General features: G+C 40.4%; 25 protein-coding genes and 1 other annotated feature. Of the genes, 12 read left to right on the top strand and 13 right to left on the bottom strand.

The features are described 5' to 3' along the window. Positions 1–4: 4 nt before the first annotated feature. The 6 genes from AC6UDB_RS01670 to AC6UDB_RS01645 all read left to right on the top strand — a co-directional run bounded on the left by AC6UDB_RS01670 (position 5) and on the right by AC6UDB_RS01645 (position 5,562). Positions 5–940, top strand: coding sequence for a phosphoglycerate dehydrogenase (locus tag AC6UDB_RS01670; RefSeq protein WP_500708979.1), 936 nt, complete (start codon positions 5–7; stop codon positions 938–940). 131 nt (positions 941–1,071) lie between these two features. Then, a complete protein-coding gene (locus AC6UDB_RS01665; protein WP_500708978.1) occupies positions 1,072–2,475 on the top strand; it encodes an APC family permease in 1,404 nt (467 codons plus the stop codon). A gap of 107 nt (positions 2,476–2,582) precedes the next feature. Then, a complete protein-coding gene (locus tag AC6UDB_RS01660) occupies positions 2,583–3,422 on the top strand; it encodes a glycosyltransferase family 8 protein (protein WP_500708977.1) in 840 nt (279 codons plus the stop codon). Positions 3,423–3,598: 176 nt separating this feature from the next. After that, on the top strand, positions 3,599–4,372 hold the full coding sequence (locus tag AC6UDB_RS01655; protein WP_500708976.1) for a (S)-acetoin forming diacetyl reductase: 774 nt from the start codon (positions 3,599–3,601) through the stop codon (positions 4,370–4,372). Positions 4,373–4,439: 67 nt separating this feature from the next. Further along, positions 4,440–4,889 (top strand): zinc-ribbon domain-containing protein, encoded by a 450-nt coding sequence (locus AC6UDB_RS01650; RefSeq protein ID WP_500708975.1) that lies wholly within the window; start codon positions 4,440–4,442, stop codon positions 4,887–4,889. A 52-nt stretch (positions 4,890–4,941) separates the two neighbouring features. Further along, positions 4,942–5,562, top strand: a complete 621-nt coding sequence (locus AC6UDB_RS01645; protein WP_500708974.1) for a DUF805 domain-containing protein — start codon at positions 4,942–4,944, stop codon at positions 5,560–5,562. A 51-nt stretch (positions 5,563–5,613) separates the two neighbouring features. Here the strand turns inward: AC6UDB_RS01645 and AC6UDB_RS01640 are convergent, their stop codons facing one another. From AC6UDB_RS01640 to AC6UDB_RS01605, 8 genes are all read right to left on the bottom strand, one after another. After that, positions 5,614–6,300 (bottom strand): zinc ribbon domain-containing protein, encoded by a 687-nt coding sequence (locus tag AC6UDB_RS01640; RefSeq protein WP_500708973.1) that lies wholly within the window; start codon positions 6,298–6,300, stop codon positions 5,614–5,616. Positions 6,301–6,326: 26 nt separating this feature from the next. Beyond that, complete coding sequence (locus AC6UDB_RS01635; RefSeq protein WP_500708376.1) at positions 6,327–6,974, bottom strand: zinc ribbon domain-containing protein; 648 nt, start codon at positions 6,972–6,974, stop codon at positions 6,327–6,329. Positions 6,975–6,991: 17 nt separating this feature from the next. Next, the gene (locus AC6UDB_RS01630; protein ID WP_500708377.1) at positions 6,992–7,384 is read right to left on the bottom strand and encodes a zinc-ribbon domain-containing protein; all 393 of its coding nucleotides are present in this window, start codon (positions 7,382–7,384) and stop codon (positions 6,992–6,994) included. 144 nt (positions 7,385–7,528) lie between these two features. Further along, on the bottom strand, positions 7,529–8,443 hold the full coding sequence (locus tag AC6UDB_RS01625; RefSeq protein WP_500695434.1) for an ABC transporter ATP-binding protein: 915 nt from the start codon (positions 8,441–8,443) through the stop codon (positions 7,529–7,531). After that, positions 8,436–9,485, bottom strand: coding sequence for an ABC transporter ATP-binding protein (locus AC6UDB_RS01620; RefSeq protein ID WP_500708972.1), 1,050 nt, complete (start codon positions 9,483–9,485; stop codon positions 8,436–8,438). Before AC6UDB_RS01620 ends, AC6UDB_RS01625 begins: the two co-directional genes overlap by 8 nt. A 14-nt stretch (positions 9,486–9,499) precedes the next feature. Then, entirely contained in the window at positions 9,500–10,528 is a 1,029-nt protein-coding gene (locus AC6UDB_RS01615; protein ID WP_500693317.1) for an ABC transporter permease, read from the bottom strand. After that, entirely contained in the window at positions 10,528–11,460 is a 933-nt protein-coding gene (gene opp3b / locus AC6UDB_RS01610) for an oligopeptide ABC transporter permease (protein WP_500693318.1), read from the bottom strand. The genes AC6UDB_RS01615 and opp3b overlap by 1 nt, the downstream gene beginning before the upstream one ends. A gap of 16 nt (positions 11,461–11,476) precedes the next feature. Next, a complete protein-coding gene (locus AC6UDB_RS01605; RefSeq protein WP_500709028.1) occupies positions 11,477–13,117 on the bottom strand; it encodes a peptide ABC transporter substrate-binding protein in 1,641 nt (546 codons plus the stop codon). 366 nt (positions 13,118–13,483) lie between these two features. Here AC6UDB_RS01605 and AC6UDB_RS01600 point away from each other — a divergent pair, with 366 nt between their 5' ends. From AC6UDB_RS01600 to AC6UDB_RS01575, 6 genes are all read left to right on the top strand, one after another. Continuing rightward, positions 13,484–14,833: a C1 family peptidase gene (locus AC6UDB_RS01600; protein ID WP_500708971.1), complete on the top strand. Its 1,350-nt coding sequence runs from the start codon at positions 13,484–13,486 to the stop codon at positions 14,831–14,833. Between the two features lie 57 nt (positions 14,834–14,890). Then, positions 14,891–15,147: a binding site (T-box leader), on the top strand. A 74-nt stretch (positions 15,148–15,221) separates the two neighbouring features. Continuing rightward, a complete protein-coding gene (locus tag AC6UDB_RS01595) occupies positions 15,222–16,061 on the top strand; it encodes a MetQ/NlpA family ABC transporter substrate-binding protein (protein ID WP_500696375.1) in 840 nt (279 codons plus the stop codon). A 9-nt stretch (positions 16,062–16,070) separates the two neighbouring features. Then, entirely contained in the window at positions 16,071–17,126 is a 1,056-nt protein-coding gene (locus tag AC6UDB_RS01590; protein WP_500695430.1) for a methionine ABC transporter ATP-binding protein, read from the top strand. Further along, positions 17,126–17,830: a methionine ABC transporter permease gene (locus tag AC6UDB_RS01585; protein WP_500708970.1), complete on the top strand. Its 705-nt coding sequence runs from the start codon at positions 17,126–17,128 to the stop codon at positions 17,828–17,830. The genes AC6UDB_RS01590 and AC6UDB_RS01585 overlap by 1 nt, the downstream gene beginning before the upstream one ends. Positions 17,831–17,861: 31 nt before the next feature. After that, positions 17,862–19,010, top strand: a complete 1,149-nt coding sequence (locus tag AC6UDB_RS01580; protein WP_500708969.1) for an ArgE/DapE family deacylase — start codon at positions 17,862–17,864, stop codon at positions 19,008–19,010. 118 nt (positions 19,011–19,128) lie between these two features. Then, positions 19,129–19,641, top strand: coding sequence for a hypothetical protein (locus AC6UDB_RS01575; RefSeq protein WP_500708968.1), 513 nt, complete (start codon positions 19,129–19,131; stop codon positions 19,639–19,641). A 98-nt stretch (positions 19,642–19,739) separates the two neighbouring features. On the opposite strand, the gene AC6UDB_RS01570 is transcribed toward AC6UDB_RS01575, so the two are convergent. The 5 genes from AC6UDB_RS01570 to AC6UDB_RS01550 all read right to left on the bottom strand — a co-directional run bounded on the left by AC6UDB_RS01570 (position 19,740) and on the right by AC6UDB_RS01550 (position 24,589). Then, the gene (locus tag AC6UDB_RS01570) at positions 19,740–19,886 is read right to left on the bottom strand and encodes a hypothetical protein (protein ID WP_500695421.1); all 147 of its coding nucleotides are present in this window, start codon (positions 19,884–19,886) and stop codon (positions 19,740–19,742) included. A 68-nt stretch (positions 19,887–19,954) separates the two neighbouring features. Then, entirely contained in the window at positions 19,955–20,623 is a 669-nt protein-coding gene (locus AC6UDB_RS01565) for a type II toxin-antitoxin system death-on-curing family toxin (protein WP_500708967.1), read from the bottom strand. An 87-nt stretch (positions 20,624–20,710) separates the two neighbouring features. Next, positions 20,711–21,799, bottom strand: a complete 1,089-nt coding sequence (locus AC6UDB_RS01560; protein ID WP_500708966.1) for a baeRF3 domain-containing protein — start codon at positions 21,797–21,799, stop codon at positions 20,711–20,713. An 80-nt stretch (positions 21,800–21,879) separates the two neighbouring features. After that, positions 21,880–22,539: a TVP38/TMEM64 family protein gene (locus AC6UDB_RS01555; RefSeq protein WP_500708965.1), complete on the bottom strand. Its 660-nt coding sequence runs from the start codon at positions 22,537–22,539 to the stop codon at positions 21,880–21,882. 133 nt (positions 22,540–22,672) lie between these two features. Further along, positions 22,673–24,589, bottom strand: a complete 1,917-nt coding sequence (locus tag AC6UDB_RS01550; RefSeq protein WP_500708964.1) for an acyltransferase family protein — start codon at positions 24,587–24,589, stop codon at positions 22,673–22,675. Positions 24,590–24,672 lie beyond the last annotated feature (83 nt).

The following is a 24,672-nucleotide window of genomic DNA, read 5'->3' as shown; positions in this document are numbered from 1 at the left end:
TATGATGGCTAAAAAAGTTGCAGTACAAGCAAGTTTGGCTCCAGATGGAAAACAGCTACTGAAAGACAGTGGCTTTGATGTTGTGGAATTACCTGACAAGAAGATTTCAACGTTGCTTGACATGGCCGCCGATGCTTATGGCATCCTGATTGGCACGACCCCGTTTCCAAATGACACCATTGAAAAGATGCCGAACTTAAAGATCATTGCTAGAAACGGTGTGGGTTATGACAACATCGACGTTCCCTTTATGGTACAACATGGCATATATGTAACAATTACGCCACTCGCCAATGCCTCAACGGTTGCGGAGACGACGTTAGCCGAAATCTTTGACGTATCAAAGAACGTTACCAATGATTCGCATGAGATGCGTAAGGGGAACTGGAACTACAAGAAGGATCACATGGGTTTTGATTTAGAAGGCAAGGTCCTCGGAATTCTCGGTTACGGCCGAATCGGCAAGATGGTCGCTAAGAAGGTGAGTGGACTGGGGATGAATGTCATCTACAATTCACCCCATGCTGAAGACTCTGAATACGGTAAGGCGGTTAATCGTGATGCCATCTTTACTGATTCAGACATCGTCACTTTACACATGCCAGTGCTACCCTCTACTAAACAAAGTATTGGTAAACGTGAATTTGAGATGATGGACAACTCGGCGGTTCTCATTAATTTGGCTCGGGGGGCACTCGTTAATACGAATGATCTAATCGACGCGTTAAAGAGTCACGAAATCAAGGCCGCTGCCCTAGATGTGTTTGATTCTGAACCGCTACCAATGGACAGTCCACTCTACAAGTTGGATAACGTCTTGTTGACACCGCACATTGCCTCTAACACGGTAGAATGCATGAACCGGATGGCGCATGACGCTGCCAGTGAAATTGTAAAAGTCCTAAATGGTGAACAACCACAGTGGGCGGTTAAAAAGTAAAAGAATTAACTAAGAACTGGGATGAAATGGTCTCAGTTTTTTTTATTTAAGAAAATCTTTAAAAAGTAATTGTCATCATCTTTTTTTCACGGTACAATTCAATGCAATACAAATGAAAAGGAGTGATGCATATGCATAATATGTTCAAGAGAGAATCGGTTGCTAGTTTCGTCAAAGCCGATGCCGGCTTAAAGCGAACCCTGACCGCTAAAGATCTAATCGGTCTGGGCGTCGGAGCCGTTGTCGGAACTGGGATCTTTATTCTTCCAGGACACGAAGCAGCTTTACACGCAGGACCAGCAGTCGCACTGGCATTCTTGCTTGCTGCCATCTTAGCTGGGGTCGTGGGTATGGCGTATGCCGAGTTTTCGTCGGCAATGCCCGTTGCTGGTTCAGCATACTCCTTTGGAAGCGTCGTTTACGGCGAGATCATCGGGTGGATTCTTGGTTGGGGACTAATCCTAGAGTACTTCTTGGCGGTTTCTGCTGAGGCCACCGGATTTGCTTCGTACTTTAATAACAACATTTTAGCCGCCATTGGGATTAACATCCCGAAGTTTCTTCAAAGTGGACCGATGGAAGGTGGTATTGTCAACATCAGTGCCGTTGTCATTACCCTGTTAGTTGGATTACTCGCTTTAATGGGAACTAATTTTTCCAAGAAGATTGAGAACGTTGCCGTGCTGGTCAAGATTGGCATCATTGTTTTGTTTATCGTTGTGGGTGTTTTTTACATCAAGTCAAGTAACTACGTTCCGTTTTACCCGAAACAATTTCACACTCCACCCCTTGGTTTAGGTGGAATCTCAACCGCCGCTGCGACCGTCTTTTTTGCTTTCATGGGTTTTGATGCGTTGGCATCGAACTCCGCTGAAACCATTAATCCTAATAAGAATATGGCCAAGGGAATCCTTGGAACCGTTCTGATTGCGGCCGTCCTATACGTCGGGTTCTCTTTGGTCCTGACCGGAATGGTTCATTACTCATTACTAAACGTTGACGATCCAGCCGCTTTGGCATTCTCCATGGTGCACCTGAACTTTATGAACAAGGCCATCACGATTGGAGCGCTATTTGGAATCTTCACCGCCATGGTTACCATGGTCATCGGGAGTTCCCGACTGGTTTACTCGCTTGGACGTGACGGACTAATTTCTAAGAAAATGGGGAAGATTAACCACAAGACTGGAATTCCAACCTACGCGGTTTGGTTAGCCGTCATCATTCAGGCCATCTTTGCCGGGGTTGTTCCTTTGACCCAACTAGTTTCATTGATTAACGCTGGAACTTTGGTTGCGTTTGCTTTTATCTCATTTGGAATTATTCCATTGAGACGAAGAAAGGACATCAAGAATACTGGTTACAAGATGCCACTTTACCCATACCTGCCAATTCTAGCCGGACTGATGAGTATCTACTTCATTATCATGTTACCGAACGTGACCAAGATTGCGGTAATTGGTTGGTTAGCACTGGGAATTGTGATCTACTTTGTTTACGGGATTCATCATTCTAGACTGCAAAATGAAGAATAATTGATAAATGGGAAGCCGTGAAATGGCTTCCCATTATTTATACATAATTGTTGAGAAATATATTCAAATGTGGTGAAATAATATCAAATAAATTATGGGAGTAAAATATGACTACAAAACAACCAATTGAAATTCTTGTAACTATCAATCAAGGGTACATTAATCCATTAAAAATTATGTTATATTCACTTAGACTTAACAATCCAGATGTTAATTTTAGAATTTGGGTTTTACAAGCTGATTTTACACCAGAAAATGATCAACAACTTATTAATTATGCTGGTGAACTGCATATGGAACTTCAATCAATCCAAACGGGTCAAAATTTAAAAATTTCAGATTCTTTTTTAAGTGTTTACCATTATCCAAAAGAAATGTATTTTAGATTGTTATGTGGTAATGTTCTACCAAAAGATTTAAAAAAAGTAATTTATTTGGATCCTGATCTTTTAGTTATTAACGACATTCAACCTCTTTGGAATCTCTCCTTAGATGGAAAAATGTTTGCGGCTGCAGTTCATAAAGGGCTTACTGACATTATGAGATCTATTAATAATCTACGTCTTGATACCGATGGGGGTTATTATAATTCAGGAGTTATGGTAATGGATTTGGATCAAATGCGTAAAAAAATTAGGCTTCAAGACATTATTGATACTATTAAAAAGTACAATGATTATCTAATTTTACCAGATCAAGATATTCTAAATTATTTATATGGCAATGATACCAAGGAAATCTCTGAAGATATCTGGAATTTTGATGCGCGTCAATCCTTAAATTATTTAACTCGTAGTGGGGGAAAAGAAGACCTTGATTGGGTTATGAAAAATACGGTTATAATTCATTTCTGTGGTAAACCCAAACCGTGGCAGCTTAATAGTAATTCTCCGTATACAGCACTTTGGCTTAATTACCAACAAATTGTTACCAATCAATTAAATTAAAATACAAAATATATAGATTATATACTGGTTAATCATGATTTATTTTTGAACTGGCATTTAAATAAGTAAGAATGGAAAACTAAGAATAGTTTTCCGTTTTTTATATCTTAGAAGCATTTAGCTGTGATAAAATTAACATAAAGATTGATTATTATAGTAAGTGAGGAAATTGAACGATGGATAAGAAAGTGGCTCTAGTGACAGGTGCTGGACAAGGAATCGGAGAGGCTATTGCCAAACGATTGAGTAAAGATGGCTTTTCCGTGGCACTGGTTGGTCGTCATTTGGATAAGGTGGAAGAGGTTGCTAAGGGGATTCAAAGTGACAATGGTGACGCCATTGCCATTAAAGCCGACGTTGCCAACCGCGACGAAGTTTTTGAAGCCGTTGAAAAGGCTGCCAAACACTTTGGTGACTTCAATGTGATTGTGAACAACGCTGGAATTGCGCCAACCACACCAATCCAGACGGTTACGCCAGAGGTCTTGGAACAGGCCGAAAAGATTAATGTTGGCGGCACTATTTGGGGAATCCAGGCTGCCGCTAAAAAGTTCAAAGAATTGGGCCATGGTGGTAAGATCATTAACGCTTCTTCTCAAGCTGGAATGACCGGTAATGAAAACCTGACTGTTTATGGTTCCACTAAGTTCGCTATCCGTGGAATTACCGAAACAACCGCCAAGGAATTGGCTGACGATGAGATTACCGTTAATGCGTATTGCCCTGGCATCGTGGTCACTCCCATGATGAATGATATCGCGCAAAACGTGGCTGATGAAGCCGGAAAACCATTTGAATGGGGAATGGAACAGTTTGCAAAGAACATTGCCTTGAAACGACTTTCAAAACCTGAAGACGTGGCTGGCTGTGTTTCATTCTTAGCTGGTCCTGATTCTAACTACATGACTGGTCAGTCACTTTTGATTGATGGTGGAATGGTATTTAACTAAACAGATTGGAACTCTAGCGTTAGCTGGAGTTCTTTTAATACATACGAAAAGAAAAGGAGAAAGAAAAATGGCATTAAAAACAAGATTTTGTCCTAACTGTGGAGCTGAGATTCCAGTTGACGTAAAGTTCTGTACGAAATGTGGGTATAAACAACCAAGTATCGATGAATTAGAGGAAATGAATCAGGAAGAGGAGACAACTACGGTTGAGGTTGACTCAAATGAAAAACAAGACGTGGGCCAACCTGAAATTGTGATTCCTGTTTCAGCTGGTGCCATTCCTGATGGATATGAATTCAATCAAAACGGGTCAGTGGCGTTAAGCGGCCACTATATTCCAGATGATGACCAAATTTTGCGGGATTTTCAACAGAAAGCTCTTAATAAAATTAGAGATATTGTGAAAGAAAATAATTGTGATGGTGCCTTTAATCTGGCAATTCAGACTCAAATTGACGGAGATAGTTCAAAAATGTTCATTTTCGCCTATTTTGACATGGCAAATAGTGTAAAATAAAAGTAGATGTTACATTAACATCGATTTAAATACATACTATGGAGGTTTTACGATGGATGACACCAAGCACTGTCCCAATTGTGGTAAATTGTTAAAGGCGGATGTGAAATTCTGTCCTTATTGTGGTCAAGCTCAACCCGAGATGGCTGATGCACAAAGTAGTCAAAGCACTGATAATCAACAGGCTAATTATGGTTATCAAGAAACTAATAATGAGCAGCAGACTTATCGTCCAGAATCTGATAATGGAGCGGATATTCGTTCTGAATATTCATCACCTAACATGATTACATCTTTTAAGGACCTATTTGGGAACATGTTTCATATTTCTGGAAGAATGAGTCGAGCATCATATTGGTGGTCATATTTAGATGTAGTATTGATAGGGATTATTCTTACAATAGTTATGATACTTATTGGATCTGGAATGGAAAACATTTCACAATATGCTGGAATATTTGTACTGTTATTTTTTATTGTTATTCCTATTGCAGAAATTACTGCAACATGTCGTAGATTTCATGATATTAACTATTCAGCTGGTTTTTGGTGGCTTTCATTTATTCCTTGGGTTGGAGGTATTGCTGTTTTCATTTTCATGTTGTTTAGCTCTGTGGACGAAGGCAATCGCTTTGGTGGACCGGATGTTAGTTATTTGAAAAAAATAAAATAATTTTTACCGTACGAAAAGGCACATTTCATAATTGAAATGTGCCTTTTCGTATTACTTTTTAAAATGTTTCATATAATAATCCGGGGTATAGATGACACCAATTTTTGCGTTTTTATCTACCTTGTCCATTTGTCGTGGATAAAGTAATAATTTTGAAAACGTTTTGTGATTGGAAAATAGTTGTTTGGGAGCAAATACCGTTTCAATGTATTTATCGGAGAGTTTATCATACATTCTTAACAGATAGACTTTATGGCCTTCGTAATTGAATAAATAATGATTAGTTTTTTTGTTTTTCATAAGAACCATATTTTTTTGAAGCATTACTTTGTCTGCGACGACATCTTCTACATCTTTTTTTGAATAAAAGTTTTTTTCATAATCTTCATAATCATCGCCAACCATTGCAATCATCGATAAAACGTTATATTTACTATTGGTGTTGGTGTATGACCACTTCATAATTTCATTAGGAGATGTTGATCCTCGCGACTCATAGTACTTATATCCACCAAACGAGATTCCTGCTAGTAAAAGAATGACGACTACGATACTGATAATAATGATTCCAGTGGTTGAGTGCTTCTTTTTGGACTTGTTATTTTCAGATTGACTTTGATGATTAGAAGTTACTTTATCGTTTGAATTCGGCTGTCTCGCACCACAATACGGACAGAATCTGTTTTCTTTTGGAATTTTTTTGCCACAATTTATACAGTATTTTTCGCTATCATTCATCGTGTGTATTCTCCATTTTATTTAAATTAGTTTCTAGATCCTAACATAAATTGCTTATCTGGCTTAATGGTGCTTCCCCAACTTGAATCGATGTGATAGTTGGTTTGATGAAAAACATTGGTTAAAGTGTCAGCAGACTGTAGTGGCATTTTCTTAGGATCCGTGTTTGATTCATCATTACTTAAAACTTTGTATACATAGGTGGATTGATGATTAGGACGTTTAACCTTGATTAAATAGAAACTCCCAAAGCTTTTGTTTTCATTATTATTTTTTATGTAGAACTTATATGATTTATCTTGTTTATTGTACATTAAGGTTGCTTGGTTACCCTCAAAAGAATCGTTAAGCGTGGATGATCCAATGCCACCTTCAGGCAGTTCAGTATTATTAATCGACTTAATCACGCTACTAGCATTCGTATCCTGATTAGGGAAAACATGACGTGCCCTAAAGTAGAAGTTCAAACCGAAAATAACGGCAAGGACAATGGTTCCAATCCCACCTAGCAGTTTCTTCAAGTTACTTTTATTGTTTTGGGGATGATTCTCAGTCGGACTGGTTTTGGGTTGTTGCTTGGTTGTCTGTGGCTGCTCAACTCCACAATACGGACAAAAGCTCGCGTCTTTTTTGATCTTTTTACCACAGTTGACACAAAACTTTGTATTATTCATTAGATTTCATCCTACTTTCAAAATACTTGTGAACCCATGACCATCCCGAAAATAATTCCAATGATCATCAAAACGACCGACGCAATTATCAAAATAATTCCAGCGTTTTGGTGATACTTAAGTTCGATTGCGCCAAGGACAATTCCGATAATTCCAAACACGATGGGGATAAAGAGGGTCGATAAAACGGCGGAAATCCAACCGAACACCAGTAGAAGGGTACTGATGGTTTCGGGATTGCCCTGATTGCTAGTAGTCTGAGGTTGCATACTTGCTGGACTTGGTTGTGACTCATTATGCGGGGTCGAATTGATTTCTGGCTGTTTGGCACCACAATATTGACAAAACTTCGTTTCTTTGGGAATCTTCTTGCCGCATTTAACGCAGAATTTTTCGTTAGTGTTATTCATTGAGATAAACCTCCATCTTGTGATTGAATTCATTATTCACACTAATAGTACCATTCCCTTGTCACTCCCGCAATCTAGGGCTGAATTAAGAGAAATAAAAAACGTTCGACTGAATTTATTTTCAATCGAACGTTTTTGAAACGGCTATTTGTATTGTTGGGCTTCCTCATCACTACAGTAGAGCCAGTGACCAGGACGGACTTCCTGAAGGTATTGGTCTTCTTTAAATGGTTGACTGTGGTCAAACTTGATAATCTTGTGCTGTTTCTCTGAGTGTGGGTCAGGAACTGGCACTGCTGACAACAAGCTTTGGGTGTACTTGTGAAGGGGATGGTTGTATAACTCATCGGTATCAGCCATTTCCACGATTTTACCAGCGTACATGACGGCGATTCGGTCACTAATGTACTTCACCATTGAAAGGTCATGAGCGATGAATAGGTACGTTAGACCCTCTTTTTCTTGAATGTCCTGCATTAGGTTTACGACCTGAGCCTGAACGGAAACGTCCAGGGCGGAAATTGGTTCATCAGCGATGATGAACTTAGGCTTAACCGCTAGGGCTCTAGCGATTCCAATTCGTTGTCTCTGGCCACCGGAGAACTCGTAAGGGTAACGACTGGCATGTTCTTCGTTTAGGTTAACAAGGTGAAGGAGCTCTCGAACTCGGTTATCTCGTTCATCGGAATTTTTAACCAGGTGATTGATATCAAGGCCTTCGGCGATGATGTCCTCCACTTTCATTCGTGGGTTCAGTGAGGCATACGGATCCTGAAAGATCATCTGCATCTGACTACGCAGGTTCTTCATCTGTTTGCGTTTTAGCTTCGAGATGTTTTGCCCCTCAAAGTCAATTTCACCATCAGTTGGGTCGTATAAACGAATGATGTCTCTTCCAGTCGTACTTTTACCAGAACCAGATTCACCAACCAGTCCCAGCGTTTCACCAGGATAAATGTTGAATGAGATGTCGTCAACGGCCTTAACTTCGTCGGGCTTTCCGACGTTAAAGTATTGTTTTAAATGTTTAACTGAAACAATTGGATCCTTTTTAGTCATGGTCGTTTTCACCTCGTTTCTTAAATTCAGCCTGACGCTTTTGAATTGATTTCGGTGGGGTAACCTTTGGAGCTCGCTTGTCTAACAACCAGGTGGCGGCGTAGTGACTGTCACTGACTTTAAAGAAGGGTGGTTGTTTTTCGTGGTCAATCTTTAAAGCGTACTTGTTTCGAGCGTAGAAAGCATCGCCCTTTGGTGGGTTAATCAAGTTTGGTGGTGTACCCGGAATTGTGTTTAATCGATCACTCTTCATGGATAAAGTTGGCATGGAATCAAGTAGTCCCCATGTGTAGGGATGTTGTGGATTGTAGAAAATGTCGTCAACGGTTCCATACTCGACAATCTTACCCGCATACATGACGGCTACGCGATCGGCGATGTTAGCAACCACCCCTAAATCATGGGTGATGAAGATAATTGACGTTCCAATTCTGTCCTTTAACTCTCTTAGTAGCTTAATGATTTGAGCTTGAACCGTAACGTCCAAAGCGGTAGTCGGTTCGTCGGCGATTAGAACATCAGGATGGTCAATAATAGCCATCGCAATCACGATTCTTTGTCTTTGACCACCAGAAAATTGGTGGGGATAGTCGCGCATCCGTTCTCTCGCGTTGGGAATGCCGACTTCTTCTAGTACCTCGGCCGCCCGCTTTAAGGCTTTTCCTTTGGACATTCCCTCGTGAACTCGTAGTGGTTCAGCCACTTGATTACCGATGTTCATGGTGGGGTCCAGTGAGGTCATGGGATCCTGAGAAATCATGGCAATCTTGCCACCACGAATCTTGTCCATTTGTTTTTTGGATTCTTTTAAAATATCTTTGCCTTCAAAATCAATTGTACCGTTGGTGATGGTTTCGTTATCAGCTAGAAGACGCATGATCGTTCTCACGGTGATTGATTTCCCTGAACCAGATTCACCAACAAGGGCGAGCGTTTCTCCTTTGTCAAGGTGGAAGCTAACGTCACGAATGGCCTTCACGGTTCCGTTTAGGGTAGCAAAATCAATTGACAGGTTTTTAACGTCTAAAACTTTTTGAGCCATCTTATCTGTCTCCTTTACTTAGATTTTGGATCGAACGCATCTCTTAATCCATCTCCAAGCAGGTTGGTCGTAATCATAATGACAGACAGTACGATTGCTGGAACCCACATTTGATATGGTAAGAAATGAAAGGCCTTCTGACCATCGTTTAGAAGTGTACCAAGGGATGCGTTTGGTGCTGGGATCCCAATTCCAATGAAACTTAGGAAGGCTTCAAAGAAGATGGCCGATGGAATAGTGAACATGGTTTGAATAATGATAGTAGAACTGAGGTTTGGAATCAGGTGTTTCATCGCAATCTTGAATGGTGATTCACCAAGGGTTCTGGCGGCTAGGACGTATTCGGATTCCTTTAGTTTAAAGGTCTGAGCACGAACTAAACGTGACATGGTGATCCATCCGGTAAAGGCAATGGCGATGATGATTGAAGTGATTCCGGGTTTTAGGATAAGTAGTAATAAGACTACGACGATTAGGTTAGGAATTGATGAGAGGATTTCAACGATTCTCTGCATGAAGGTGTCAACGGCACCACCGACCCAACCAGAGATTAAACCGTAAGGAACACCGACTAAGAGGTCAACTGCTGTCGCAACGACCGCGATAAACAGTGATAACCGAGTCCCGTAGAGAATTCTTGAGAAGAGGTCACGTCCTAAGTAGTCGGTCCCCATGATGTAGTAGGTTCCCTTTGGAACGTGTTCTGCTTGATATGCGTTGACCATGTGGCCACCGGCTTCGTGAATACCGTTTAAACCGGGGATGTTAAGTGAACCCCACTTTGGTGGGAGGTTGGCGTACAAAACGTTTTGAGCGTTTGGATCGTGTGGTGAAAGAATCGGGGCGAAGATTGCGACTAGGGCGATAATGACTAAGAGAATCAAAGAAGTCATGGCAACTTTATTTCGAACTAGTCTTCGTTTAACGTCTTGAAAGTACGTTAAAGATGGGGTGTTAATTGATTCCGATTCAGTGTCCAAGTTTGAAAGGTCGTCACTTGCGAACTGGAACTGATCTTCAAGTGGTGGTAAGTTTTCGGCCATTATTCTTTACCTCCGTTTCCTAGTCTGATTCGTGGATCGATGATTCCGTAAAGAATATCGACAACTAAGATAATGACAACTAATAAGAATGAGTAGAAGATTGTGAGTCCCATGATGGTGGGGTAATCGTTCGTCAGAATGGACTGAACGAATTGATTACCAATTCCAGGAATTGAGAAGATGTTTTCAACAACTAGTGAACCCGTCATGATTGAAACGGCCATGGGACCAACGATGGTGATAACGGGAATCAGTGAGTTTCTTAGCGCATGATGCGTAATCGTCTTTCTTTCCGAATCACCCTTTGCTTTCGCCAGTTCAATGTAGTCACTGTCTAAGACATCAACCATTTCAGTTCTCATGAACCGGGCGACGTTTGCAAGTGGAAAGGCCGCAAGCGCTAACGTCGGTAGGATACTAGAACTGAAGTTCTGCCAGAGGGCAACTGGGAACCATTGTAGTTTGTAGCCAAAGTAGTACTGAAGCAGAACGGCTAAAACGAAACTTGGGATTGAGATTCCAAGGATTGAGATGAAGGTGGCACTTGAATCAACCCAGGTATTTTTCTTGATGGCGGCAACGGCACCAAGGATGATGCCAAGAACCGAACCAACAACCATGGCTTGGGTACCAATCTGCATTGAAGGACCAATGTCATGGGCAATCAATTGAGTAACTGGTTGGTTGTTAAATTGAAATGAAGTACCTAGATTTCCGTGGAGTAAATTTCCCATGTAGATTAAGTACTGATCCCAAAGTGATTTGTTTAATCCGTACTTTTGGTTCATTATTGCGATTTGACTTGGCTGGAGTTTTGCCTGGTTTGAGTAAGGCGTACCGGGTAAAAATTTCATCAGGAAGAAGGTAACCGAAGCAACAATGAATAAAGTGAGGACTAGGTAGAAAATTCGACGGATGATGTATTTAGTCATTTTAATTTACCTCTCTTTATTTCTTGTAGGTAGCCGCGAGATTGAAATTCCCGTTTGGTGACAGGTTGTAATTGTGAACGTCGCTTCTGGTAAGAGCAGCGGTGTTTTGCTGGTAAAGTGGAACGACTCCTTCTTGCTTAGTCAAGATGGTCTGAGCGTTCAGGAGGTTCTGCCAACGGGCTTGATAGTTGCCGGCGTTTTTATCAGATGCTTGTTTGATCTGTTGGTCGAACGCTTTGTTGGACCAGTGACCGTCATTCATAGCACCACCAGTTTCAAAGAGGTTCAAGAAGGTTACTGGATCTGGGAAGTCGGCGTTCCAAGCTGAGACAACCATGTCGAAGTCCCCACTAGAAGAACGTTGAAGTCGGTTCTTAAATGGCACGTTTGAAAGGGTCACTTTTAGTCCAGGCAATTTCTGGAGTTCAGCCTGCAAGAATTCGGATTGTTTTAAGGAAGAATCGGTATCGTCACCTAATAAGGTTAAGTTGAGATTTTTCTTTCCGGTCTCCTTTAGACCCTCAGTCCAAAGCTTTTTAGCTAACTTAGGATTGTAGTCGTTATAATTTGCATCCTGTTTACTTTGACTTTCGTCTTTAAAGTCGACTCCCGTTTGTTTGTTCCAACTCATCTTAGCTGGAACGACACTTGAATCCGGTGTAGCAGTCTTACCTAACACTTGGTTAGAGAGGAGTTGCCGATTGATTGAATGCCCAATGGCCTGTCTAATCTTGGTGTTCTTAAAGAACGGATCCTTCTTCTCGTTCATCTCAATGTAGAAAGTACTTGAAGTTGGTTTCGTTGAGAAGTCTTTTTCGTTTTTCAGTTGGTTAGCTGAATCACCGGTTAGGCCGTTGTACTGGTCAATTACGTGACTAGAGTACAAGTTAAGTCCAGTATTGGGATCTTTAACAACGTAGTATTTAACGGCGTTCAATCTAATGTTCTTTTGGTTCCAGTACGAGTTATTCTTGCTCTCAGTCCAGGCGGTGTTTCCAACCTGCCATTTATCTAACTTGAATGGTCCGTCGAATACCATGTCTTTACTGTTCAACCCGTATTGACTACCCGCTTTTTCAACGACCTTCTGATTAAGTGGTAGGTAGGATGCACCAGTCAGTAGAGAATTGAAGTAGGGAATTGGTTGCGACAGGTTAACCTGCAACTTGTGGGGACCAATGGCTTTGACACCTAAGGTCTTGGGTGAGGCCTTTCCGTTGGTGATTTTGTCAGCGTTTTTGACTCCCTCAAAAATGTAGGAGTACTGAGAAGCCGTCTTAGGATCGACGATTCTTCTCCATGCGTAGACAAAGTCATACGCGGTCACGGGGTCTCCATTTGACCATTTGGCGTTTCTCAGATCGAAATTATACTGAGTTCCACCTTTGGTTGGGGTAACGACTTTGGTCGCAATGCCAGGTTCAATCTTGCGGTTATTGTAGCGGTAAAGACCTTCCATCGTGTTGTTTAGGTTTTGCGCTCCAATACTATCCGTTACCATACTTGAGTCCATCGTAGAAATAATATCGCTGGAGTTGACTGCCATGTCCTTACTCCCCGATTTACTACTTCCAGAAGAACAACCAGTAAGCATCAGCGCTAAAGCGGCACCAATGAATGCTACTGAAAATATCTTCTTATGGTTCAAATGAAACACCTCCATGTTTGCTGTTTTGCTTTTTGTCGAATATACGCGCGTGTTTCACAAAAGTAAATACGTTTTTTATATTTTTCTTAAGAATCTTAATAAATCTTTAAAGCAAGTGACGTTATATCAACGTTTTTGCTTGACGTTACAAAACTTGTGACATGAGTAAGGGGAGCTAAATAATGAAAATGATACACATCTTTGATTATGTAACTTTTAGCGGATGAGAATCCCTTTGTGATGGGGTTTAGTAATGCAAGTTTTTGATTAACGATTGAAATTGAGATTTGATTAGGATTGGTCAAGTTAAAAGTGTCTCAAAGGAGAGGACAAGTGATACAATACTGACAAGAAAAATATTAAGGAGTGATCATTTTGGATAAGAAAGCAATTAATCCGCAAGACCTGGAATGGTATGAAAAAAGTTATGAAGACAAAGACGACAGTCTGGTCTTAGAACGGGCCGTTTCTCATAATGGAATTAACAACAGTGCTGCTGATTACAAGGCTGATGAAAAAATGAAACGAGTTTTCTCGGTCGAAGTTCCCGAACAACACGTTGCCGATCAGAAGCAAAGTGGAAGGTGCTGGATGTTTTCAGCACTTAACACCATGCGTTTTAAGATTGCCGAAAACTACAAGGTTTCACCAAAATTTGAATTATCACAAAACTACGTTAACTTCTGGGATAAGTTTGAAAAATCAAACTATTTCTTAGAAAACGTGATTAAAACCGCTGATCAACCATTAGGTTCACGCAAGATCGACTTCTTAATGGAAACCCCACAACAAGACGGGGGCCAATGGGACATGTTGTGCGCCATCATTGAAAAGTACGGAGTTGTTCCAAGTTCAACCATGGTTGAAACTTACAATAGTAATCGCTCTGATGAATTGAATCAGACTTTAAACTTGAAGTTACGTCGCGATGCTGAAGTATTACGTAAGATGGTAAAAGATGGTGCGACCGAAGAAAAGCTTGAATCAACTAAGAGTGAGATGCTAAACGATGTTTACCGCATTTTGGCATACTCGCTGGGCCGTCCAACGAAGCGCTTTGATTTCGAGTATCGCGACACTGACAACAAGTACCACATAGACAAAGATCTGACTCCGAAAGAGTTCTTTGATAAATACGTCAACATCAACCTGGAAGACTACGTTTCTTTGATTAACTCACCAACTGGTGACAAGCCATTTGACCAGACCTACACGATTGAAATGTTAGGCAACGTGGTTGGTGGCAGACAGGTTAAGCATTTAAACCTGAAGATTGATGAATTGAAAGACTTAGCTGTAAAACAGCTAAAGAACGGCGAGGCCGTTTGGTTCGGCTGTGACGTTGTGCAAGACTCTGACAGAAAAAAGGGAATCATGGATACGCACTTGTACCACAAGGATGCTTTGTTCAGCACTGACCTGAAGATGAGTAAGGGTGCAAGACTTGACTACAAGGAAAGCATGATGACTCACGCCATGGTGATTACCGGCGTTGACCTAGTCGATGATCAACCAACCAAGTGGAAGGTTGAAAACAGCTGGGGTGAAAAGGTCGGTGAAAAAGGTTACTTTGTCATGAGTGACGACTGGTTCAACGAATTTGTTTACCAGACCGTTATCAACAAGAAGTACATGTCTGACAAGCAACTTGAGGAACAAAAACAGGAACCTAAGATGCTTGAACCTTGGGACCCAATGGGTTCACTAGCTAGTTTTAAAAAATAATTAAAATTTTTGTTGACAGATATTGGTCGACGGATTAGTATACTTACAACAAATTAAATAAACGAGATGGAAAAGCTGAGTACCCGTTGAATTTTCTAAGAGAGTCTCTGGTCGGTGTGAAGGGATGAGATGAATTCGGGGAATATGGACTTTTAATCATTTACTGGCAAGAATTTCGAACCAGCGACGGGGTTGCTACCGATATCATCGCAAGGCTCTTCTAGTTCAGACGTCGACTAGAGTAGTCTTTGAGGCAGTTACTTGAAAGGGTAACTGTAAACTAAGGTGGTAACACGAAAGCATTCGTCCTTTTTAATTAAAGGGCGGATGCTTTTTTTATTTAATTTAATGAATTAAGCAATCAAATAAAAATTAGGAAGTGGACATCATGAGGAGAAGTACTAAGTGGATTATTGGAATTATCATTGTGGTTGTGATCGTTGGGTTAGGTTGGTTTAGTTTTGCCAGACACTCGGCTGAAAGTAAAAAGACCGTTAACGTCGGTCTAATGAGCGGCTCTAAATCAGACGATGAGATTTGGAAGTCAGTCGCTGAGACTGCCAAGAAGAAGTATGGGGTTAACATTAAGTTCACCCACTTTACTGATTACACGCAACCCAACAAGGCTTTGACTCAACACGAGATTGATTTGAACTCATTTCAACATTATGCCTTCTTAGATAACTGGAATAAGCAAAATCATTCTGACATTGTTTCCGTTGGTAACACCTACATCGCTCCTATCAGACTTTATTCAAAGAAGTACAAGAACGTTAAGGACATTCCGGATGGTGGGACGATTGCCGTTCCAAACGATACTTCCAATGAGAGTCGTTCGCTTTACCTCCTTAAGAACGCGGGACTTATCACTTTGAAAAACCAGAAGGGCTTTTTAGGATTAAACGCCATTCAGAGCAATCCAAAGCACTTGAATTTCAAAGAAGTGGACGCATCACAAACCCCACGAGTACTAAACAGTGTCGATGGTGCCGTTATTAATAACACTTACGCCGTTCCCGCTCACTTAGGTGATAAGGAAACGATCTTTACCGAACCACTCAACAATGATTCGAAACAGTGGATCAATTTGATTGCTGCTAACAAGGACCAGAAGAATAACAAGAACTACAAAGACGTTGTAAAATCATTCCAGACCAAGAAGACCGAGCAACTGGTCAAGAAGTATTATGGAAACACCGAAATTCCTGCTTGGAATCGTAAATTTTAGGAGGAACTAATGAGTAATAATATTGTGCAATTCAAGGACGTCTCAGTTACGTTCAAACAAAAAAAGAATGTGATTCACGCCGTTTCAGACGTATCGTTGAAAATTCCCAAAGGTGAAATCTTCGGAATTGCTGGCTACTCCGGTGCCGGTAAATCGACGTTAGTTCGAACCATCAACCTGCTACAAAAACCAACCGACGGGGAAGTCGATGTGTTTGGGAAAACCTTCTATAAAAAAGAAGGCGACCAAGTTTCTTCAATTAATACGAAAGAGTTGCGTGACGAACGGCGTCAAATTGGAATGATTTTTCAGCATTTTAATCTGCTAGAAGAACAAAACGTCCAACGCAACGTTGAGTTCGGATTGAAGCACAGTGGTTTAAAGGAAAAAGAACGTGAGGCCAAAGCCAAGAAGATGCTCGACATTGTTGGTTTAGGCGACTACCTAAAAGCCTATCCATCCCAACTCTCTGGTGGTCAACAGCAACGAGTAGCGATTGCTAGAGCGCTCGCTAACGACCCTAAGATTTTGATCTCTGACGAAGCCACTTCTGCACTTGACCCCAAGAACACCGATCAAATCTTGGATTTACTGAAAGAATTGAACGAGAAATATGGCTTAACGATTATTCTGATCACCCATGAAATGGAAGCCATCAAACGGATTTGTCAGGAAGTTGCCATCATGAGTCAAGGAAAAGTGGTTGATGTTGGTAATCTACTTGATATCTTCGTTGATTCAAAGAATCCAACTACCAGAAAGATTGTTGGAAACAGTTTCAACGCACTTGAAATCTTGAAGTCGATGAACATTGACGTTAACAAGCGAAATCTAGTTCAGTTGACGTATCTATCAGATGACATTAGCGATCCAATCATCGTGAGCTTGTACGAGAAGTTCCATATTTCGGCAAGTATCATCTACAGTAATATTGAAAAATTGGGTGAGCAGGTCGTTGGAACGTTGATTGTTGATTTACTTGGAAGTCAAGAGGATCAAGAAGCAGCGGTTAAGTACCTTAATGGTCAAGACATCAAGGTCACTGAATTGAAGGAGGCAGAATAATGGGAGATTGGTTTGCAATTCATTTTCCCAACGTGGTTTCACAGGGATTAAATGGTGAAGAAGGCTGGATTACAGCCGTTAATCAGACAATTTACATGACGTTTTGGTCCGCAATCTTTGGTGGGATTGCAGGAATCATCTTTGGAGTTTGTTTAGTGATTTTTGCGGATAACGGGATTATGCCGTGTCATCCACTGTTCTGGATCATCGACAAAGTCGTATCACTATTCCGAGCCGTTCCCTTTATCATCTTGCTGGCCTTCATTGCCCCAGTTACGCAGAAGATCGTTGGAACCCAAATCGGAACGACGGCCGCTTTAGTACCTCTATCAGTCGGGGTCTTTCCGTTTTATGCGCGGCAGGTTCAAGTCGCTCTTGAGAGTGTCGATCATGGCATCATTGAATCAGCGGAATCACTAGGGGCCACGAACTGGGACTTAATCTTCGGCGTGTACCTCAGTGAAGCGCGTTCAGAGTTGATTCGAGTATCGACCGTAACTTTGATTAGTTTAGTTGGTTTAACCGCAATGGCCGGTGCCATTGGTGCTGGTGGTCTTGGTAACATGGCCATCTCATACGGGTACAACCGCTTCGCAAACGACACAACCTTAGTCGCAACAATCCTAGTTGTCATCATGGTTCTGATTATTCAAGTTGTTGGTGATGTCTGGGCCAAGTTCGCTAACCACGCCGATCGCGGTTAATAAATAAGAATTTAAAGAAGGGTGTTTAAGAATGGAAAAAGCAGAGAAAATCAAAATTTTACAGGATCTAATTCAGATTAAGTCCGTGAACGGTAATGAAATTGAGATCTCAGAGTACTTGTCGAAGCTGCTGAAAAAGCACGGCATTGACAGTAAGATTTTTCCGTTTGGCGACGGCCGCGCCAACTTGATTGCTGAACTTGGAACTGGTGAATCTGGGAAAGTACTGGCTTTAGAGGGACACCAAGACACGGTGGCAGTTGCTCATCCGGAAAATTGGAAACACGATCCGTTTAAAGGGGAAATCTTGGGTGACAAGATCTACGGTCGTGGTGCCGCTGACATGAAGAGTGGGCTAGCGGCTGAGGTGATTGCGCTCTGTGAGTTAGCTGATACGGGCGAAGTTCCTGATGGAAAGATTCGTTTGATTGCGACTTCAGGAGAAGAATTTGGTGCGCCGGGGGCTTATAAGATTGAACCAAAGTATATTGATGATGTGGACGCCATGATTGTTGGTGAACCTTCCGATGGGGATGTCACCTATGCCCATTCTGGAAGTCTGAACTATCAGATTACTAGTACTGGAAAACCAGCGCACAGTTCGACTCCTGATTTGGGGTTGAACGCCATTACTGGTTTGGTTAAATACATTCAAGCTGAGCCGGATTTCTTCAACGATTTACCAGTTGATCAAGTGCTTGGCAAAGTCCAACACAGTATCACCGTCATTAACGGTGGGGAACAGGTTAACATTATTCCTGGATCAGCAAGTTTACTTGGAAACGTCCGTCCGACTCCTTCATTTAATAACGACAACGTGATTGAATTGATTCAAACAATCGTTGATAAAGTGAACGACGAGACGCCATATCACCTTGAATTTAAGTTGGTTCACAACTTTTATCCAATTGAAACCGATAAGGACAATCGATTCGTCCAGGATGCTTATGAGGTTACCAAAAAAGATTATCAGAATCGCAAGCCCGAGTTGATTGTCAATAACGGTGCGACTGATGCGAGTGTTTACGTTCAGGAAAACGACAAAATGGCCGTGATCTTGTTGGGTCCTGACAAGAACAACACGTCACACCAGATTAACGAGTACACGACACTTTCAAGTTATCTTGATACGATTAATGCTTATCAGGATATTGCGAACGATTTCTTTGAAAAGAAGTAAAAAAAAGGCCTTGAACTGTGGAGTTCAAGGCCTTTTTGTTAAATTTTGATTTGATATTATAATTTTAAAAAATGGATTATCTAGATGCTTTATTATTTTTAGTATATTATAAATATGAATGAAAAAAGTGAAAGATGTGATAGCAATGGATAAAAATTGTTTAGATGAATATTGGGAATTATCCCAAAGTGATGATAGCCCTATCCTTCCCTATCAATTGTGGGAATTATACGGTTCAAAAAAATGGTCAGGAGAAGTCATCCCACATTGTTTAGGAAAATTATTATGGATACTTCGTAGAACTAAAAATGGATCTCGGGATTATAAATTTGATGAGATGAAAAATAATATAAATTCGAATTATAGTGAACATAAAAAAATATATTCTGAACCTGATAAAAAGAAATCTAGCTATGAGAAAATACTTGGATCGAATGTTTATTATCAAATAAAGTTTTCTGAGTTAAGTGAGCATGATCAGAAAATAGTTAGAGAAAAAGCTGGAGAAAAGTTTGTTAAAAAATTAAAAAATGATTCTATTATTGTTTTTTACATTACTGTTGATGAAAATGAAGGGAAGGAAGTTCTTTTCCTTGATATATCACCTAAAGAATTTGTAGGAAATAATTAATCTATTCTCATACAGTAATTATTACAAAAAAGAAGTCTCATTCGAGACTTCTTTTTTGTGCTATTAATATAAACATATTTAGTTTTTTGTGACGAATATTATATCTTAGAAAGCATCTTGAGTGCTTTTATTACCTTAGGGTTATCTGTTACTTTCTTATTAGCTTCTTCATTAATTCTTTTACGGTTTTTGGGATCCATTAATTTATCGAATAATTGGTTCAGCTCTTTATCGGTTATATTCATATTAATTTCTCCTTTCTTAAACCACTATCTATGCTTTCAATACATGCTATTTTATAAATTTAGTTTTGTCAAACGCCAAGTGTAGATTGCATTAAATCTAAGTCTAAATAACAATGAAAGGTAACATACTCTTTTAATTCAGCTTGTGACATGCTTTTTTGAGCAATTGCAACGGAAATCGTATAGAGAGCCATGTCATCATATATATCAAATGTATAATAATTATTACTAAGAAAGGTGAGAGCAGCTAACATGGCTGTTCTTTTGTTACCATTCGTAAAAAATTGGTAGCTTGCTATGGAATACCAAATATAAGTTGCCTTATCAATAATGGTAGGATGAAGGTCTTTATTAAATAAATATTGATTAATTTGGCCCAAAATTCGTTCTAAACCTGCCTGATCCTTTAAACTGTAGATATTTTTTTCTTTAATTAGAATTTCGGCTTGTTTATTGATATTTTTCATTTCTGGTACACATAAATTAAATTGTGGCAAAGTCAAGACTAATCTGTCAGTTAAATGATTATGGACATTAAAAACTGATAATTTAAGTGCGTTTTTTTCATTGGTTATTGATTTGTAAAAATGGAGATTAATTTTTGTTATTTCTTTTATATTAAGTGTTTTTTTGAGTAATTTTTTATACTCATTAATCTGTTCTGTTTTACTGTTTTGATAGTTTGTGATTATTAAGGCTTGAGGTAATTCCCTATTTAGCTGTTTATCTATTGACATATTTAAATTTCCTTAATATACATACGCTAAAAATATATTAAATTTGCGCATAAAAAAAGAGCTTGGTAATCAAGCTCTTTTTTAAAATTACCATCTTAAGATAGCTGCAACTTTCTTGTCAGTTGGCATATCGTCGGCAGGCAATACAGTAATATCACCATCAAGGCCAAGAACCGTCAATGCTAATGAGTTTAATTCATTAGCTGGACGTGAACCTTCGGCGTTAACTTCAACGTCTTCACCGTTGTCTTTACTTTGAACGTAAGCATCTTGTTGGATGATTAGGTTAGCAATACGGTCGTCAATTGCAGCCTTTAAGATCTCATCGTAGTCGTCAGTGGTCTTTTTAGCACCGTCGGCTTTGTCGTAGACGTCTTTCATTGACTTCTCACCATCTGAAACAAAGTTATCGTGAATGGTTTGAGCAACTTCTTGGACGTTTTCGCCAGCGTTTTTAACGGCAGCATCCATTTCAACGTGCTTGTCTTCAACCACGTATGGGTTGTGAGTAGCACGGTTGAAACGGCCTTCGTCTTCAGCGTTTGCAACAACTACTAATGGATTGTGGTCCTTGTTTGAAACATGCTTTTGAACATATTTGTCAACCAATTCGTAGTATTCGTGAGTGTCCCACTTAGCTCCGTTTTTTCTAGGATCATCCTGGGTCTCAGTTTCGGTCTTGTCTGAGTCAAATGGATCTGGAGTATCGGTGTCGTCATCAACAACGCTCAAGTCGTTAACGTGAAATACTTTGAAGTCATCACGTTGTAAGAACAACATGTCAAAGTCAGGAACAAATTGGTATTGTCTTACGATTGGTAAGATTTGCAATTTGTCTGAGAATGAGAATGCTGTTTGTGGAGCATAGTTCAATTGAGCAACTTCGATGGAATCGTTAGTTACGTACATGATGATCCCCTTAGCAATGGTTGCCTTAGGTTGTAAAGTCTTTAGGTAGTTCTTAATTTGAAAATCATAGGCGTTCCAAAGTTCTGGTTTGTATTGTTTTTGAAATGCTTTTTTAGCAGTGTCAACCAAACTGTTGATTTGGGTGTTGTCTCTACGAGTATTGTCTTCCTTAGGATCCAAGGGTACAGTGATTGTTAAAACTGGACCGTTATCGGATTCCAAGTCAAGCAAGTTTTTAATTTGATCTTTTTTGTCATGCTTAGCCATGGTAAAACCTCCATTAATAAATTGTTACTATACTCTACTATATTACCATTTTTAAAAACAATTGGAAACGGGTACCTCGATTAGAGTTTATCGGTTACCAGTCGTTTAATTAAAAAGAACACAATGAGGGCAAAAACGACGATGATACCGATTAACACCATCAGCTTCTTAAAACTCCCCTGCAAAATCGTGTCACCACCAAGCGAATAGATGATTGAGATGGGAATGCTTCCTAGAATCGTCGCAATCTTCACTTTCTTGTCTGGAAACCGTTTCTTATCCTGATTGGCCTGAAAACTGACTAGAAACGTTGGGATAAAGGGGATCGAATATCCGATAATCAGACCGAGGAGGGGATGTTTTAAGTGTTTAAAGTGTTTGGCATACTTATTGTTCTCGTATTTTCTAGCAATCCCTTTAAATGATGAAACAATCTTAGTCGTCCCAAAGTTTCCGGCTGAAAGTCCAATCACGTTGATGATAATGCCAAGCCATTTTCCAAAACAAATCCCAGTGATAACGCCGACAACTGCGACTGGTGCCCCTGGAATCATGGTCAAGATGTACAACAAGAAGATCAATAAGACAGCATCAATTAGACCGTGGTCACGGATTTCTTGAATCGCCGTGCCGCGGGTAGCAGGATTGAACATCATTTTAATCTCTGGCCAATAATCCATGAATAGGATGTAGAAGAAGAGGATGGCGATGACAATGCCAAGGTATTTTAAAATGTCCATGCGATGTTCTTTAATGAATTCTACGATGATAAAAAACTCCTCTAAATGTTATAGCTATATCTTATAAGAAAATCTTAGCCACGTCTATTCTTTCGAAAAAAATAAGCCAACCGTTTAGGGGTTGGTTTATTGATTATTTTTCGGCGTGTTTTAAAACGTTTTGGGCAATGAAGGAAGCGTACTTCGGCGTTCCTTGCACGTTAGGGTGCGTCTGGTCTTGATAGAGGTACTGTGGATGTGACTTAGCATAATCATACCAGTCGATCACATACAGGTTCTTATACTTCTTTTGAGCCTTCTTTAGAAACGAATTAACCTGGTTCTGCCATGGCTGGGTCGGAACGTAGGTGTTAATCCAGAAGACGTGCCGGTTCTTTCCCGCAATTTCCATGTATTGCTTCAGCGTCTCGTCACTAATGGCACCGTTAGTTCCAAGGCCGATAATGACGTTTTTACCCAACAAACCTTGTTGTTGCATACTCTTCATGATGGCAACTCCATCTTGAGGGTGACGCGAGGTAGCAGCGTCAATGTATAGTTTTGGAAAGATCTTTTGCAGATTATTGCGTCCAGATAGCATGACTGAGTCACCAATGGCACTTCCAGAGAGGTTCTGAGCTTCTTGGAGTTGTTGCTTGGTTAGGCCGTCTTTTTCCAGCTTCTTATTGACTTTCGTGTTCTTTGATTTTTTACCGGATTTGATTTCTTTGGCTAGTTTTTCGTTGTGCTTATCTTGCGCCTTAGAGTTCTTTTGAATTCGGTTGGCCAGTTGCGTGTGATTGGCGGCCTTCGGATTAACCGTGGTTGATTGGAAGATACCAACCGTGCCAATGGTTAATACAATAATTGCTAGGACCTTTAGGACCATGTGATGTTTAAAGCACGAGGTCAGCCAATCTTTAATCTGGTCAAGACTCATTTTGTAAACGTTGAAGAGAGTCTTGAAAAACTCAGGGACCCGATGGTAATCGTATTTAGCGAGCGGAACCTCAATGAAGCGGTACGATAATTCTGAGATAACGATGATAATCGCAATTTCGATAATTGCGTACAACCATTGATGATCAGCCACATCTTTAAATTTGTCGGCAAAGAAAACAAAAACAGGGAACTGGTAAACATAGATTTCATAACTTCTAGAACCAATCCAGTCAAATAACTTGTTGGTTAGGATGCGGTTCCAGTGACTATTAGGATGAACAACCGCCATCATGGCCATTATGGTAAAGATCGAGAACAGTGCCATGCCACCACGATACAAAAATGGTGACTGTGAACCAGTGGTAACGATGATCCAGCCCATTCCTACCATTCCGATTAGACCAAAGACGTCCAGTAGAAATGACTTTTGGTTGTCATGATCGCGTTTCTGGGTACTCGGCCAGAAGACGGCGAGGGCAGCGCCAAAAAGAATTGAGAACATTCGGGTGTCAGTCCCGTAGTAAACTCGACTAGGATCACTACCAGGATGATACAGAACGGCCATTAAAAGGACTGAAAGAACTGATAATAAAATGGCAGTGTAGAAGATGGGGTGTTTGTTTCCGTGGAATTTTTTAAGTAAGAAGTAGGCAATTAGTGGCCAAATTAGGTAGAATTGTCCTTCAATTGCTAGGGTCCAAAGGTGAGTAAATGGGGAAGCACTTCCAGCAAAGTTCTGGAAGTACGATTGACCATTCATGATTTCCCACCAGTTATATACGTAAGCTAAGTTAGATACGACGCTCTGCCATAGATTCGCTAGTAGATTACGTTGAAACAATGTTATGTATGCAGCGGTCGCAAATAACATCGTAATGAGGGTGGGATACAGCCGCTTTAATCGTTTTGACCAAAAGTAGCCGTAGCGGAAATGGTTCGTTTCATGGTATTCGGTAATCAGATGATCGGTAACCAAATACCCTGACAACGTCAAAAACACCGGAACCCCTAGGTATCCTCCGGTAAATACGCTAGGTGACAGGTGATATAAGATGACACAGATAACGGCAAGTGCCCGTAAGCCGGTGAAGCCGGTAATAAACCGACGTTTTGTTGTATTATTATTCATATTATTGGATCCCTAATTATTAGTTTGTATAATAGCAAGTCTAGCACGCAAAGACCGCACTGTATACGGGTTTCAGCAAATCT

It is taken from the genome of Fructilactobacillus sp. X3R2C1 (genome assembly GCF_059901235.1).
The sequence above is the reverse complement of the archived record's forward strand: the minus strand, read 5'-3'. Positions and strand labels throughout refer to the sequence as shown.